The 14,517-nt window shown below is 62.3% G+C and carries 11 protein-coding genes; 4 read left to right on the top strand and 7 right to left on the bottom strand.

Annotation, left to right across the window (positions count from 1 at the left end; translation table 11 throughout):
* Positions 1–67: 67 nt before the first annotated feature.
* Together MESS4_RS05290 and MESS4_RS05285 are read right to left on the bottom strand one after the other, a co-directional pair.
* Positions 68–1,444: an MFS transporter gene (locus MESS4_RS05290; RefSeq protein WP_006327425.1), complete on the bottom strand. Its 1,377-nt coding sequence runs from the start codon at positions 1,442–1,444 to the stop codon at positions 68–70.
* Between the two features lie 90 nt (positions 1,445–1,534).
* Positions 1,535–6,325, bottom strand: a complete 4,791-nt coding sequence (locus tag MESS4_RS05285; protein WP_006327423.1) for an NAD-glutamate dehydrogenase — start codon at positions 6,323–6,325, stop codon at positions 1,535–1,537.
* 136 nt (positions 6,326–6,461) lie between these two features.
* Here MESS4_RS05285 and MESS4_RS05280 point away from each other — a divergent pair, with 136 nt between their 5' ends.
* Complete coding sequence (locus MESS4_RS05280; protein ID WP_006327422.1) at positions 6,462–7,025, top strand: peroxidase-related enzyme; 564 nt, start codon at positions 6,462–6,464, stop codon at positions 7,023–7,025.
* A gap of 7 nt (positions 7,026–7,032) precedes the next feature.
* Here MESS4_RS05280 and MESS4_RS05275 read toward each other — a convergent pair whose 3' ends face one another.
* Together MESS4_RS05275 and MESS4_RS05270 are read right to left on the bottom strand one after the other, a co-directional pair.
* The gene (locus MESS4_RS05275) at positions 7,033–7,677 is read right to left on the bottom strand and encodes a HepT-like ribonuclease domain-containing protein (protein ID WP_006327421.1); all 645 of its coding nucleotides are present in this window, start codon (positions 7,675–7,677) and stop codon (positions 7,033–7,035) included.
* A complete protein-coding gene (locus MESS4_RS05270) occupies positions 7,674–8,087 on the bottom strand; it encodes a RusA family crossover junction endodeoxyribonuclease (protein WP_006327420.1) in 414 nt (137 codons plus the stop codon). The genes MESS4_RS05275 and MESS4_RS05270 overlap by 4 nt, the downstream gene beginning before the upstream one ends.
* 327 nt (positions 8,088–8,414) lie before the next feature.
* Between MESS4_RS05270 and MESS4_RS05265 the strand changes: the two genes are divergently transcribed.
* Positions 8,415–8,738 carry a YciI family protein gene (locus MESS4_RS05265; RefSeq protein ID WP_006327419.1) on the top strand — a complete coding sequence of 108 codons (324 nt, stop codon included), beginning with the start codon at positions 8,415–8,417 and terminating at the stop codon, positions 8,736–8,738.
* An 81-nt stretch (positions 8,739–8,819) separates the two neighbouring features.
* On the opposite strand, the gene MESS4_RS05260 is transcribed toward MESS4_RS05265, so the two are convergent.
* Complete coding sequence (locus MESS4_RS05260) at positions 8,820–9,434, bottom strand: LysE family translocator (RefSeq protein WP_006327418.1); 615 nt, start codon at positions 9,432–9,434, stop codon at positions 8,820–8,822.
* 393 nt (positions 9,435–9,827) lie between these two features.
* Between MESS4_RS05260 and MESS4_RS05250 the strand changes: the two genes are divergently transcribed.
* Positions 9,828–10,391: a DUF1062 domain-containing protein gene (locus MESS4_RS05250; protein ID WP_006327414.1), complete on the top strand. Its 564-nt coding sequence runs from the start codon at positions 9,828–9,830 to the stop codon at positions 10,389–10,391.
* A gap of 117 nt (positions 10,392–10,508) precedes the next feature.
* Here MESS4_RS05250 and typA read toward each other — a convergent pair whose 3' ends face one another.
* On the bottom strand, positions 10,509–12,338 hold the full coding sequence (typA, locus tag MESS4_RS05245) for a translational GTPase TypA (protein WP_006327410.1): 1,830 nt from the start codon (positions 12,336–12,338) through the stop codon (positions 10,509–10,511).
* 201 nt (positions 12,339–12,539) lie between these two features.
* Here typA and MESS4_RS05240 point away from each other — a divergent pair, with 201 nt between their 5' ends.
* Entirely contained in the window at positions 12,540–12,821 is a 282-nt protein-coding gene (locus tag MESS4_RS05240; RefSeq protein ID WP_006327408.1) for a hypothetical protein, read from the top strand.
* A gap of 10 nt (positions 12,822–12,831) precedes the next feature.
* Here the strand turns inward: MESS4_RS05240 and MESS4_RS05235 are convergent, their stop codons facing one another.
* On the bottom strand, positions 12,832–14,400 hold the full coding sequence (locus tag MESS4_RS05235) for an alkaline phosphatase (RefSeq protein WP_006327406.1): 1,569 nt from the start codon (positions 14,398–14,400) through the stop codon (positions 12,832–12,834).
* Between the last annotated feature and the right edge of the window lie 117 nt (positions 14,401–14,517).

Genomic DNA, 14,517 nt, shown 5'->3' with positions numbered 1-14,517 from the left:
ACCGCTGCACACTTTTGGGCGACATGCATTAGGCGCTTTTTGCCTCCCCACAAGGGGGAGAGTAAGCTCACTCCGCCGGCTGGTCCGCCGGATAGGGCGTGCGAATCAGGATCACCAGGCCGACGGCCAGGAACAACACGATCGCCGCCATTCCGAGCCGCGCCGAGCCACTGGCCAGAGTGATCGTCGACACCATGAAGGGTGCGGCGAAACTGGTGGCCCGTCCGGCCAGGGCGTAGATTCCGAAATAGCGGCCGGATTCGGCCGGGGTAACGCTGCGCGCCATGTAGGACCGCGACGACGCCTGCACCGGCCCGAAAGCCAGGCCGATCAGCAGACCGTAGAGAATGTAGGCCTTTTCCGCCGCTGTACCGAACAACCCGCCGCTATCCGCTCCAGGCATCATCCAGGCGCCGAACAAGGTGTAACCTGGCCCGGTCGACACGATCCCAATCGTGGCGACAGTCAGCATCACCAGCGAGATCATGACGACAATCTTGGAGCCGAGCGCTGTGTCGAGACGGGCAGCAATCAGGCAACCCGCGATCGCAACCACGTTGAGTATGATGCCGAACACGCCGATCTCGGTAATCGACCAGTGGAACATCGCTGCCGCAAACGTGCCGCCCAGCGCAAGCAGTGCATTGACGCCGTCCTGATAGATCATGCGAGCAATGAGAAAGCGGAAGATGCCGCTGCGCTGACGCACTTCAGCCAGTGTCGATTTCAGTTCCGATAGCCCCTCGCGCACTGCCGGCCCCGTCTGGATGCCCTTTATCGCATCCGGTGTGAAGAAGAACATTGGCAGGATGAACAGGAGGTACCAGGCCGCCGACAGCGGTCCGGTCGCGCGAGCGTCCTCGCCGAGTTTCGGGTCGAGCCCGAACACCGGATTGAAGCCGAAGATCGTCTTGCCGGTCTCCGGCAAACCCGCCATGAAGGCGACAACGAAGATCAGCGCGATCAGGCCGCCGAGATAGCCGAGGGCCATGGCGATGTTGGAGATCCGGCCGATCTCGCTCTTCGGCACCAGCCGCGGCATCATCGAATCGTTGAACACGGTCGAGAATTCCGCAGCCACCGACGCCAGAGAGAAGAACGCCACGATCAGAAAAAGGTTCGAGCCGGGAGCAGCGAGCCAGAGCAGGCAAAGGCTGACGATCTGGATAACCGCGAAGAACGCAATCCACGGCTTGCGCGGTCCGGTCTGGTCGGCGATCGAACCGAGGATCGGCGACAAAATGGCAATCACAAATCCGGCCGCCGCGATGCCGTAGCCCCAGGCCGCCTGCCCTGTCTCCGGATCGCTTGCCATGCGCGAGACGAAATAGGGCCCGAAGATGAAGGTGGTGATCACCGTGAAGAGCGGCTGCGCCGCCCAGTCGAACAGCATCCATCCCCAGATGCCGCGCCTCGACGTACGCTGCACTGCTATCTCGGTCATGTCCCCTCCAGGAAGTGAAAACCCCGAAGCAGGGCGTCCCTCGCTCTATAGCGCAGTTCTTGCCGGCAATCTCGCGCGATGTGGAGACCGTCATATCCCCGTCAGATCGCTCATCAGCCCCGAGGCCACCGACAGCCTGGACACCGTGATGTCGCCGCCTTCGGTCAGCGCCTGCAGCCGTTCGCGGATGCGTGCGACCCGCTCGCCGCCGGCCTCCAGCCATGCCGCGACCGGGTCCGCCACCTTGACGTGGCCGGTGAGCGCCGCCACCGCGATGCCGCGCCTGGCCGCACCGATCGTGTCGGTGGCGCGGGAAAGCGCCAATTGATCGTAGTAGTCCGACGGCGAGATCGAGCGCGCCGCTTCCTCGACACGCGGGATGCGGAAGGCATCGCTGACCGCGAAAAACGCCTTCGCGGTGGCAACGATGTCGGCATTCGCCGTCCGTGCCGCCAGCGCGATGTCGGGGATCAGCTCCGCCACATCGGTCAGCGCCAATTGTTCGGCCAGCCTTTCCGGCGCGCCACCCTTGAACAGGCTGTGCCGCCGCTCCTCGATCCGTTCGCGCGAATAGACGGGCAGCAACGAAACGAGTTTCGGTTCGAGCGCCTTGCGTGCCTCCCGCAGCTCGGCGATCCGCTGGCCGAGCGCAGCAGTGCCGGCATCGTTCTTCAGATACCAGCCGCTGGTCACATAAATAAGCCGGCTAACGGACTGGTAAAGGTCGAGCTGCGTCTGGCCGTCGATCTGGTTGTCGAGCGCGTCGATCTCCAGGTAGAGCGCCGGCAGCGCAAAACCGTCGCGGACAACCGCGAAGGTGCGAACGACATCCGCCGCCGTGCGTCCGGTCGCTTCCTGCAGCCGGTTAACGTAGGACGGGCCGCCACGATTGACCAAATCGTTGGCGACGACACGGGCGATAATCTCGCGGCGCAGGCGATGGCCGTGGATCTCGGCCGCATATTTCTTCGCCATGCGATCCGGGAAATAGCCCATCAGGTCACTGTCGAAATGCGGATCGTCCGGGACGTCGCTGGCGACGATGTCGGAGAAGAGAACGATCTTGGCATAGGCGAGCAGCACGCCGAGTTCGGCCCTGGTCAGCGGCTCGCCGCGCGCCTCGCGCTCGGCAAGGGCGGCCGGAGACGGCAGCGTCTCGACAGCGCGGTCGAGCAAGCCGCGCGCTTCCAGCGCCGTCATGAAGCGGCTCTGATGCGCAATATCGGCGAGGCCGCGCTTGCGGGCGACCGACAGCGCCAGCGTCTGCTCGTAATTGTTGGACAGCACGAGCGAGCCGACCTCATCGGTCATCTCGGCCAGCAATTTGTTGCGCGCAGGCCGGGTCAGCGCTCCCTTGCGCATGACCGAGGCCAGCGCGATCTTGATGTTGACCTCGACGTCGGAGCAGTTGACGCCGCCCGAATTGTCGATGGCGTCGGAATTGCAGCGACCACCATTCAGCCCGAACTCGATGCGGGCCCGCTGCGTCACGCCGAGATTGGCGCCCTCGCCGATGACCTTGGCGCGCACGTCGAGCGCGGTCACCCGAATGGCATCGTTGGCGCGGTCGCCGGCGTCCGCGTTGGTTTCGGTCGATGCCCGCAGATAGGTGCCGATGCCGCCGAACCACAGAAGGTCGACCGGCGCCTTGAGGATGGCGGTCATGATCTCGACCGGCGAGGCGGTCGTCTTGGCAAGGCCGATCGCCGCGGCCGCTGCCGGCGGCAGCGTGATCGACTTCTGGCTGCGCGAGACGATGACGCCGCCTTCGGAGAGCTTGGTCTTGTCGTAGTCCTGCCAGCTCGAACGCGGCAGATCAAACATGCGTTTGCGCTCTGCCATCGAAGCCGCCATGTCAGGATCCGGATCGATGAAGATGTCGCGATGGTCGAAAGCGGCGATCAGCCTTGTCTGCTCCGACAGCAGCATGCCGTTGCCGAACACATCGCCCGACATGTCGCCGACGCCGACGACGGTGAAGGGCGAGGTCTGGATGTCGCGGTTCATCTCGCGGAAATGCCGCTTCACCGCTTCCCAGGCGCCCTTGGCGGTAATGCCCATCTTCTTGTGGTCGTAGCCAGCCGAACCGCCGCTGGCAAAAGCGTCGTCGAGCCAGAAGCCGTGTTTTTCGCTGATCGCATTGGCGGTGTCGGAGAAGGTCGCCGTGCCCTTGTCGGCGGCGACGACGAAATAGGGATCGTCCTGGTCGCGCCTGACCACGCCGGCCGGCGGGATGACGCCGTCCAGGCCGATATTGTCGGTGATCGACAACAGGCTCGAGACAAAGTTCTTGTAGGCCGAGGTGCCGGCTTCGAAGATGGCATCGCGGCCGGCGCTCATCGGCAGCTTTTTCGGGTAGAAGCCGCCCTTGGCGCCGACCGGCACGATCACCGCATTCTTGACCTGCTGCGCCTTGACCAGGCCGAGCACCTCGGTGCGGTAATCCTGGGCGCGGTCCGACCAGCGCAACCCGCCGCGCGCGACCGGGCCGAAGCGCAGATGCACGCCCTCGACCTCGGAACCGTAGACGAAGATCTCCCGCCACGGCCGCGGTGCCGGCAGGCCGTCGACCGTCTGCGAGTCGAGCTTAATCGCCAGCGACTGGTCTTTCGCCTTCGTATCGGCAACGAAATGATTGGTGCGCAGCGAGGCTTCGATCAAATTGAGATAGCGGCGGATGATGGTGTCGTCATCGATGTTGGGCACCTCTTCCAGCGCATCCCTGATCTTGGCCTTGAGATGCTTGGCCGCCACCACGCCTTCGCCCTCGGCCGTCGGCCCGAGACGGGCGACGAACAGCGCATGCAGGCCGCGCGCGATGTCGGGATAGCGGTTGAGTGCCGCGGCAATGAAATCCTGGCTCTGCGGAATGCCTGCCTGCTGCAGATAGCGGCCATAGGCGCGCAGGATGGTGACCTCGCCCGACCACAGGCCGGCCGTCTGGGCAAGTCCGTTATAGCCGTCATTGTCGATGTCGCCGCGCCATACCGACAGGAAAGCGTCCTCGAACAGCGCACCGCCGTCGCTAAGGTCGATCGGCGTGCCGTAGCTGTTTTCGAGCTCCATGTCGTGGATGAAGACCATACCTGAGCTATCGTCGCCGACCTCGAAGGTGCGCTCGCTGATGACGCGGAAGCCGATGTTTTCCAGCACCGGCACACGCCGGGACAGCGCCACCGGGCTGCCATGGTGATAGATCTTGAGCGCCGCCTGATACGGCTTCTGGTCGGCATGACGGTAATAGTCGATGGCGATCGGATGGGCGGCGCTGATCTTGGCGATGCGCCCGGCATCGGCCAACGCCACGGCGGCGCTGAAGGAATCGCGGTAGCTTTCCGGAAGCCGTGCGGCGACGCTTTTCAGCGATTGATCGCTGCCGCCGGCTTCCGCCGCCTCGGCCAACGCGTCGTCCCAGGTGCGCACGATGTCGCGGATCGCCGCCTCGATGGCCGCTTGTTCGACCTTCGGCGTCTTGCCGCCGGAACGGCCTATGATGAAATGGACGCGCGCCAGCCCGCCCTCCGGAAAGGCCGGGTAATAGGCCGACAGCCGGCCTTCGAACGCGGTCTTGAGATAGGTGCCGATCTTCTCGCGCACGACGCTGTCGTAGCGGTCGCGCGGCACGAAGACGAGGATCGAGACGAAGCGGTCGAACTGGTCGGCGCGCACCAGCGCCCTGACGCGCGGCCGCTCGATCAGGCCGAGAATGGCTGCGGCGTGCTTTTTCAGGATCGGAATCGGGACCTGGAACAGTTCGTCGCGCGGATAGCTCTCCAAAACGTTGATCAGCGCCTTGCCGGAGTGGTCGTGCCTGTCGAAGCCGGACTTGGCGATGACGGTCTCGGCCTTCGACCTGAGATAGGGGATCTTCATCACCGAGCGCGTGTAGGCGGTCGAGGTGAACAGGCCGACGACGCGCAGCTCGCCGGCAAGCGCGCCCTTGGTGGTGTAGGTCTTGATGCCGATATAGTCGAGATAGATGCGGCGGTGCACGGAAGATTTGGCATTGGCCTTGGTGACGATCAGCGGCTCCGGACCATGCAGGAAGGCGCGGATTTCCGGCGTCGTCGTCACCGCTTCGGTGCCGCGCCTCAGCACCAGCACGTCTGGGTCGGAGAGGATGCCGAGCCCGGGCTTTTCGGCGCGTTCCAGCGTGCCGCTTTCCTCGCCGCCGGTGTATTTGAATTCGCGCATGCCGAGGAAGATGAAATTGTCGTCGCGCAGCCACTCCAGAAAGGCGATGGCTTCGGCGACGCTCTTCTTGTCGAGCGGCACCGCAGAATAGCGGAATTCGGAAATTGCCTGGTCGAGGCGGGCAAGCATCGGCTTCCAGTCGCTGACGGCGGCGCGGACCTGGTTGAGCATCTTGCGCAACCGCTCCGCCAATGCGTCCGCCTGCTCCGCGGCGAGGCGGGGAATGTGGACATGGATCACGCTCAGCCGGTCGTGATTGCCGTCGTCCTTGGCGACGCTGCCGTCGCCGAGGATTTCCTCGACACCGTCCTTGCCATGGCGCACCACGATGACGGGGTGGGTGACCAGGGTCGGCTCGCCGGCAGTCTCGGTGATCTCGCCGAGGATGGAATCGAACAGGAACGGCATATTGTCGTTGACGACGGTGATGACCGTGACCGGACGGCCATCGCGGGCAACGCCGGAATCGGCATCGACGGCGACGACGCATTCGCCCTTCTTGTGCCGGGCGACCGCGTGGCCGGCCAGATCCGCGGCGCGTTCGAGATCGGCGCCATCGTAAGCGGCAATGTCTTCCGCTGGTGCGCGGGCAAGCAGATAGTCGGCAAGCCTGACCGGGCTTTCCTCCATTTTCGCCGCTACGGTGGCTTTTTTCTTCGACTTAGCCGCGGATTTCACGCCAGCCATGATGCCAATCCCTCCCGTCACATGCTTTTGCAACTATGGTAGCAGATGACCGGTGTTTGGCGACAAAGGTTTGACGGCTTGCGACGAAATGTCGGAAATCGGCGCCAAACCGCCAGTGAAAGAGGAGAAATGCCCGATGCCCGGGAAAATTACGGCGCTTGACCTCGCGCAGGCGGAATTGAGCGAAGCGACGAAAGCCTATTTCGCCAAATGCGAGGAGAAGCTCGGCCTCGTTCCCAATGTGCTCCTGGCCTACGCCTTCGACGAGAAGAAGCTGCGCGCCTTCACCGACATGTACAATGACCTGATGCTGGGCGACTCGGGCCTGTCGAAGCTGGAGCGCGAGATGATCGCGGTCGCCGTCTCCTCCATCAACCACTGCTACTATTGCCTGACCGCCCATGGCGCGGCGGTGCGCCAGCTTTCCGGCGATCCGGCCTTCGGCGAGATGATGGCGATGAATTTCCGCGCCGCCGACCTTTCCGACAGACAAAAGGCGATGCTTGAATTCGCGGTCAAGCTGACCGAGGAGCCGGCTAAGATCGTCGAGGCCGATCGGGCAGCACTTCGCCAGGCCGGCTTTACCGACCGCGACATCTGGGACATCGCCTCGACAGCAGCCTTCTTCAACATGTCGAACCGGGTGGCGGCGGCGATCGACATGCGGCCGAACGACGAATACCACGCCATGGCGCGATAGGGGATCGTCAGGCTGGATGACTGGCTATCGTCATCAGACTTTGAAGAATCTGCAGAAATTCGCCAGCCTCATCGGCGGTAACCCCGACATCAAGCTCGCCATGAATGAACCTATTACGAAAACTCGCTAACGATCGCAGGCGGTGCGCCTCACTATGTGTAAGTATTCCCTGATTGGCCATAATTTCGATAAGGCGTCCCGGAGTCTGCGGTCGACCAAATCGATCTGCGAGAATTCTACGAGCGATTGCCTCGAAGATTGCCCACGACAACAGGAAACCTGCAGAGGTGTGACTTTCGGCAACAAGCGTTTGCGCCTGACCGAGCGCTTCTTCGATGTCGTTGATCGATTGTGCCCGGAGTGGCTCCTCGATGTCCGACTTAGAAGCCCAATAAATCCGAAACTTCCAGCCTTTTTGACCATCAAACAGCCTGGCGATGTCGTCCAGTTTTCGACTTTCTGGATCGGCCTTAGACACGACTTCTATAGCTAGGTTACCGTCCTCCCTCAATGCGATTAGATCGGGGAGATATGAGCCGAGAAAGGGGGGGACTATTGGGCGTCGGGGCTCTCTGATGACCTGATACCCATCGGCTTCCAACTCGGGGAGCAAACTCTCCAAAACGGTCTGTTCAAGAATGTCCGACTTCATTGTAGTTCCTCATGCGGATCATTCGAAATCCGAACATACAGAGCTGGCTTGGCACCTTCAAAGGCGTGCACGAATGTAGCAGAAGGATTGCCGAAGCTGAACAGGTGGTCTGGTTCAAACTTCTGAACGACGACGCGCTCGACCTGTGAATCATCGAGATAGATGTGGGGGCAGCACGCATCGAGAACAAGCTTGACGATATTGTCTATATCGCCCTGCATCGGTTCGGGTGGGAAATAAAATAGTGTCACGGCGATCCGATCGGTACTAGCAAAATGCGGATCCGGAAGCGCTGGCTGGCTTGAATTGCGGACCTCGTCCTTCCACTGCTCCCGAGATTCAGGACGTTTGGCTTGGTGAGAGACAGGCGTTCCGCAGACAACGAACTCGATCGGAAACACGATCTCCATTTTCTGCCCTGATATTCCCCACCTCTGCAGTTGGATTACCACATGTAGGGGCATGGGGAATATAGTGACCTTCCAAAGCCACTCCTCGACTTTACCGCACCGCGATGGCTGCGGCGGCACCGGCCATCGACGGCCGGCGTGCTGCCCAATTAGAACGCGACCGAAGGATGCCTCACGCGATGCCACGATGGGCATCGCGGTTGCGAATCCCCCGCGCCTTATATTAGCTGCTTCGCATTCTCGTTGCTTGTTTGCCGGTTTGGCCCGATGATCGCCATGCAGCATGACCGCATGCCGGTTCGATGCCGTGGATCAAGGGAGGAGAACATGGCGAAATTTCTCTACGTCTATCATGGCTCGGGCAAGATGCCGACCGACGAGGCCGAGCGGAAAGCAGCGATGGACGCCTGGAACGGCTGGTACGCCAAGCTTGGCTCGGCCGTTGTCGACGGCGGCAATCCGGTCGGCATGTCGAAGACCGTGCTGCCGGGCGGCAAGGTCGAGAACAATGGTGGCAGCAATCCGACCGCCGGCTATACGATCATCGAAGCGAAAGACATCGACGATGCCGTCGCCAAGGCCAAGGATTGCCCGATCCTGACGGACCCGGGTTTCAGCGTCGAGATCGCGCCGATCGTCGAAATGATGTGACGCGCCGTTAGTTTGAGCATGATCTCTGGACAAACGAACCGTTTGTCCGAGAAAACCGGTTCCCACTTTTCGGGATCATGCTCAGGATCGCGCCGCGATCGCCGCCGCAGCACCTGCCATGGTGCCGGCGCTGATGCGGTTAGCAACCTTCATCGCGCGTTTGCTCCTGAGCAGTTTTCGCGCCTGCGAGGCAGCGAGTACCCATGCCAGGTCGATGGCGATGAGAACCACCGCCATGGTAGCCGTCAGCTCGACCCAGCCGACAATGCTGACCGAAGCGAGGTCGATGATGGTCGGCAACAGCGCCAGATAGAACATCATGATCTTGGGGTTGCCGAGCGTCACCGCCATGCCGGCGAAGAACAGCTTGACGGCCGAATCTTCGCGCGGCATCTCGCCCTCGCGCGCCTCGACAGGGGCCGTCCACATCTTCCAGGCGAGGTATGCGAGATAGGCGACGCCGACCCATTTCACGACGACGAAAGCGAAGTGAAACGTCTGCGCCACCACGGCCAGCCCGAACACCGCCAGCGACAGCCAGATGCCCTCGCCGATCCACATGGCGAGCAGGAACGGGAACACATCGCGAAAGCCTTTTGAAATGACGCGCGCCACGAGCGCGGCGATCGAAGGGCCGGGTGAGCCGGCAGCGACAAGCAGGGCGCCGGCAAAGATGAGAAGCGAGGTGAAGTGCATGACCGTATCTCTGTTTTCGGGCGTTGGCTCTCACGCAAGACTAGCCCAACTGGCCGGGCAACGGTAGCGCCAGCCGAAGAAGAGCCTTGTCCGCCAAACATGTCGCGGCTAGAAGTTCCATCCCGACACCCATTTCGAGCTTCACTTTGCCCCAGTAACCGCCGGTCTCGTCAACTCCCCCGACACAATGCGAGGCATTGCATTCGCGATGCCCCTCTAAATTCAATGTGTTCCTCAGGGTGGCGTTCGAGACCGGTTTGGCATTACTGAACCGCCGTCGCGCTCCCGCGACGCCTGATTTCCAACTGCCGCAGCCTCTCGCCACGCCGTGCCCGCATGGGCATCTCGACATCGCCGATCTGATGAACTTCCCGACGGGAAGGGCTTTTCGGCATGTCTGCACTGCTGCGTATCCGCTGGACGATCGCGCCCAAAACCGCGCCTCGACCGCTCATCAACTGCAATCGCTGCGGCGGCACCAAGCCGTATCAATGCAGCGAAAAATTCCGTGTCAATGCCAACGGCAAACGCATCGACGCCTGGCTGATCTACCGCTGCATCAATTGCGAGAATTCCTGGAATTTCGGGATTCTGGAGCGGTGCAACCGCCGCGACATCGAGCCGGCGCTGCTGGCTGCACTCGAAAGCAACGATCCAGCGCTTGCCCGCCGCCACGCTTTCGACACCACCGCGATCAGAAGCCGGATCGGGCGAGTAGAGGAATTTTCCGAGGTAGCCGTCCGCAAACAGGTGCTGGATGGCGGGCAGGAAAATACGGTGGCCCTGGAACTCCAACTCGAACTGGAAATGCCGACATCGTTGCGCCTCGACCGTCTGCTGGCCGTTGAACTCGGCATCTCCAGGTCGAGGCTTCAGGTCTGGGAAGACAAACGATTGCTGGTCGTGGCACCAGAGGGGCCAAGGCCCTGCGCAGGCCGGCCCGCGAGGGCACGGTGATCCGCATCGATCTGGCCGGCGAAACCGACCGCGACGCCATCGTCTCGGCCGCCGGCGGGTAAAGCAAAAGGGAGGGAGCAGTGCTCCCTCTCGATTATTGTTTCAGGAGAAAGAGGTTTACGCCGCGCCAACCACCTTGGCCGACTTCTCGAAGCGCTTGCGCTCGTTCGGGTCGAGATAGAGCTTGCGCAGCCGGATGGTCTTCGGCGTCACCTCGACCAGTTCATCGTCCTGGATCCAGGCCAGCGCCCGCTCCAGCGTCATGCGGATCGGCGGCGTCAGCTTGACCGCTTCATCCTTGCCGGCGGCGCGGATGTTGGTGAGCTTCTTGCCCTTCAGCACATTCACTTCGAGGTCGTTGTCGCGGCTATGGATGCCGATGATCATGCCCTGATAGACCTTGACGCCCGGATCGATGACCATCGGTCCGCGGTCTTCCAGGTTCCACATGGCGTAAGCCACCGACTCGCCCTGCTCGTTGGAGATTAGCACGCCATTGGTGCGGCCCGGCAATTCGCCCTTGTAGGGCTCGTAGGCATGGAACAGCCGGTTCATGACGGCGGTGCCGCGCGTGTCGGTCAACAGTTCCGACTGGTAGCCGATCAGGCCGCGCGTCGGCGCGTGGAAGACGATGCGCTGGCGGTTGCCGCCGGACGGGCGCAGTTCGACCATTTCGGCCTTGCGCTCCGACATCTTCTGCACGACGACGCCGGCATGTTCCTCGTCGACGTCGATGACGACTTCCTCGACCGGCTCCAGCAATTCGCCATTGTCGCCCTTCTGCATGACGACGCGCGGCCGCGAGACGGCGATCTCGAAGCCCTCGCGGCGCATCGTCTCGATCAGCACGGCAAGCTGCAATTCGCCGCGTCCGGAAACGAAGAACGAATCCTTGTCCGGCGATTCCTCGATCTTCAGCGCGACATTGCCTTCGGCCTCACGCAGCAGGCGGTCGCGGATGACGCGGCTGGTCACCTTGTCACCTTCGGTGCCGGCCAGCGGCGAGTCGTTGACCAGGAAGGACATGGTCACCGTCGGCGGATCGATCGGCTGCGCATGCAGCGGTTCGCTCACCGCCGGGTCGCAGAACGTGTCGGCGACGGTGCCTTTCGACAAGCCGGCGATGGCGACGATATCGCCCGCCTGCGCTTCGTCGATCGGCTGGCGCTCGAGCCCGCGGAAGGCGAGGATCTTCGAGACGCGGCCGGTTTCGATCTGGGTGCCGTCATGGTGCAGCACCTTGACCGCCTGATTGGATTTCAGCGTGCCGCTCTCGATGCGGCCGGTGATGATGCGGCCGAGGAAGGGATTGGCCTCCAGGATGGTGCCGATCATGCGGAACGGGCCGGGATGCACGGTCGGCGCCGGCACATGCTTGATGACGAGGTCGAACAGCGGCGCCAGGCCCTGGTCCTTCGGACCTTCGGGATTCTCAGAGACCCAGCCGTCGCGGCCCGAGCCGTAGAGGATCGGGAAATCAAGCTGTTCGTCGGTGGCGTCAAGCGCTGCAAACAGGTCGAACACCTCGTTGACCACCTCGACATGGCGGGCGTCGGGGCGGTCGATCTTGTTGATGACGACGATCGGCTTCAGGCCGACCTTGAGCGCCTTGCCGACCACGAACTTGGTCTGCGGCATCGGCCCCTCGGCGGCGTCGACCAGCACGATGGCCGAATCCACCATCGACAGGATGCGCTCGACCTCGCCGCCGAAATCGGCGTGGCCGGGCGTGTCGACGATGTTGATGCGGGTGTCCTTCCAGTCGACCGAGGTCGCCTTGGCCAGGATGGTGATACCGCGTTCCTTTTCGAGGTCGTTGGAATCCATGGCGCGCTCGGCGACGCGCTGGTTGTCGCGGAAGGAACCGGACTGCTTCAAAAGCTGGTCGACGAGGGTGGTTTTTCCATGGTCGACGTGCGCGATGATCGCGATATTACGAATTTTCATGTTGTGGTCTCGGGAGCGTTGCAGGCAGCAGGCCAAAAGGCGCCGCCTCTTTCAGTTGCGCGGCTCATACAGGGTTTTTCGCATTTGCGAAAGAGGATGCCGCTACCCAAATATCTGGTCACCAATTCTTAAGCCTCTTCGTGTCAAATGTTTTTTGTTAACCAAGGCGGAACCTTGCCGGCTCCGAGCAGTTCAATTTTCATGATCGATCCCCTCAGCAGACTGCGTCCGATCCTGGCATGGGCAGCTCTCGCCGTGATTCTCGCGGCGGGCGCCGCGCAGTCGGCTGCGACGGTCAAGGATGCGGGCGCTGCCCTGAAGTCCGACACACAGACGGCCGAGCGGCTTTTCGCCGACGCCCCCTATGGCGTCGACCCGGTGGTGACCGGGCCGGTCAGTGCCTCCTTCAAGCAGAGGCAGCAGGCCGCCGGCTGCGACAGCGCGGTCTGGCCCAAGATTCCGTCCGTCTGCTACCCGGACTGATCAGCAGTCCTCACGCCGACCGCACCGGATCGAGCGTGACCTTGTAGAGTTCGTTGTCGTCGCGATCCATCAGCCGCACCGTCATTTGTTCGGTGGCGCCGTCGATGTCGACAAGGCCGAAGAACTGCAGGCCGGCCGACGGCGGCAGGTTCTGCCCTTGCTCGGCGGTCGGCGCCTTGATGAATTTCAGCTCCGGACCGAAGGTCATGTCGAAATCGTTGGGACCGAACGTGCCGGCATGGATCGGACCCGAAACGAATTCCCAGAACGGGTTGAAATCCTGGAACTGCGCCTTGTCGGGATTGTAGTAATGCGCCGCGGTGTAGTGCACGTCGGCGGTCAGCCACACGGTGTTGCCGATGCCGGCATTCTTGATGTAGCGCAACAGGTCGGCGATCTCGAGCTCGCGTCCCTTGGCCGGGCCGTTGTCGCCATTGCTGACCGCCTCGGCGCCGACCTTCTTGGCGCCGTCATCCCAGACGACGAGACCGAGCGGCATGTCGGCGGCGATGATCTTCCAGGTCGCCTTGGAGTTTGCCAGTTCGCGCTTCAGCCACTTCGTCTGCTGCTCGCCTAGGATGCGCGATTGCGGCGTCATCGTATCCTGCATGTCCGGACCGTTGGGACCGCGATAGGAACGCATGTCGAGGAAGAACACATCGAGCAGCGGCCCATAGGCGATCTTGCGATAGACGCGGCCGGGTTCGGACGGTTCGTAGCGGATCGTCGTCATCTCGTGGAAGGCGCGCGCCGCGCGGGCCGCCAGCACATGGATGGATTTTTCCGAGTAGCGGCTATCAGCGCTCAGGTCCTTCGAATCCGACCAGTTGTTCAGCACCTCATGGTCGTCCCACTGGTAGAAGGTCGGACAGATGGCGCTCAAGCCCAGCACGTTCTTGTCCATCATGTTATATTTCCACTGCGCCCGATACTCGTCCAGCGTCTCGGCGACCTTGCGTTTTTCGTCGATGAGCACGGTGTTCTTCCATTTGCCGCCGCCGGCAAGGTCGACCTCATCTTTCATCGGGCCGTCGGCATAGATGGTGTCGCCGGAATGCAGGAAGAAGTCGGGCGTGTGCTTGCCGATCGTGGCGTAGGTCTTCATGCCGGTCTCGTCGATGCCCCAGCCCTGGCCGGCAGTGTCGCCCGACCAGGCGAAACGAATGTTGCGCTTCGAGGCCGGCGCCGTCCGGAAACGGCCGACGATCGGCTCGGAAACGGCATTGATGTCGGCGAGGTCGGCCGCTGTCATGCGGTAGAAGATGTCCTGGTCGGAGGCGAGGTCGGTGAGCAGCCGCTTCACCGTGTAATCGCTGGCCGGCGACGTATCGAGCGGCGCAAGGCGGATGGCGTTTGCGAAATTTTCCGTCGACGAAACCTCGAACATGACGCGCGACGGGCGATCGGTGCGCGTCCAGACCATGCCGCTGGTTTCATCGACATCGCCGGACTGGACGCCATGGGTAAAAGCCGGCCGCTGGCTGGCACGCGAATAATAGGGAAGCGCAAGTCCCGAGGCGCCGACGAGGCCAACGGCGCTTGCGGAGGTGACGAACGCGCGGCGTGAAATTGTGTTCATGGCTGTCTCCTGGGTGGCTTTGAACGTCGCCACCAAGCTCCAGCCTCAATGTTTCAGCCGCATCTCGAAACCATGAAGTTTTCGTTACAATCGACAGGTACGCTGCCAATCTCCCCC

Origin of the sequence: Mesorhizobium sp. STM 4661 (assembly GCF_000359125.1) — a bacterium.
In the GTDB taxonomy this organism is placed as follows: Bacteria; Pseudomonadota; Alphaproteobacteria; order Rhizobiales; family Rhizobiaceae; genus Mesorhizobium.
The sequence above is the reverse complement of the archived record's forward strand: the minus strand, read 5'-3'. Positions and strand labels throughout refer to the sequence as shown.

What these genes read in the sequence shown, in the direction of transcription:
- MESS4_RS05265 (WP_006327419.1), top strand. Translation starts at nt 8,415, where the DNA reads ATGGCGAAATTTCTCTACGTCTATCATGGCTCGGGCAAGATGCCGACC.
- MESS4_RS05250 (WP_006327414.1), top strand. Translation starts at nt 9,828, where the DNA reads ATGTCTGCACTGCTGCGTATCCGCTGGACGATCGCGCCCAAAACCGCG.
- MESS4_RS05285 (WP_006327423.1), bottom strand. Translation starts at nt 6,325, where the DNA reads ATGGCTGGCGTGAAATCCGCGGCTAAGTCGAAGAAAAAAGCCACCGTA.
- MESS4_RS05235 (WP_006327406.1), bottom strand. Translation starts at nt 14,400, where the DNA reads ATGAACACAATTTCACGCCGCGCGTTCGTCACCTCCGCAAGCGCCGTT.
- MESS4_RS05275 (WP_006327421.1), bottom strand. Translation starts at nt 7,677, where the DNA reads ATGAAGTCGGACATTCTTGAACAGACCGTTTTGGAGAGTTTGCTCCCC.
- MESS4_RS05280 (WP_006327422.1), top strand. Translation starts at nt 6,462, where the DNA reads ATGCCCGGGAAAATTACGGCGCTTGACCTCGCGCAGGCGGAATTGAGC.
- MESS4_RS05240 (WP_006327408.1), top strand. Translation starts at nt 12,540, where the DNA reads ATGATCGATCCCCTCAGCAGACTGCGTCCGATCCTGGCATGGGCAGCT.
- MESS4_RS05270 (WP_006327420.1), bottom strand. Translation starts at nt 8,087, where the DNA reads ATGGAGATCGTGTTTCCGATCGAGTTCGTTGTCTGCGGAACGCCTGTC.
- typA (WP_006327410.1), bottom strand. Translation starts at nt 12,338, where the DNA reads ATGAAAATTCGTAATATCGCGATCATCGCGCACGTCGACCATGGAAAA.
- MESS4_RS05290 (WP_006327425.1), bottom strand. Translation starts at nt 1,444, where the DNA reads ATGACCGAGATAGCAGTGCAGCGTACGTCGAGGCGCGGCATCTGGGGA.
- MESS4_RS05260 (WP_006327418.1), bottom strand. Translation starts at nt 9,434, where the DNA reads ATGCACTTCACCTCGCTTCTCATCTTTGCCGGCGCCCTGCTTGTCGCT.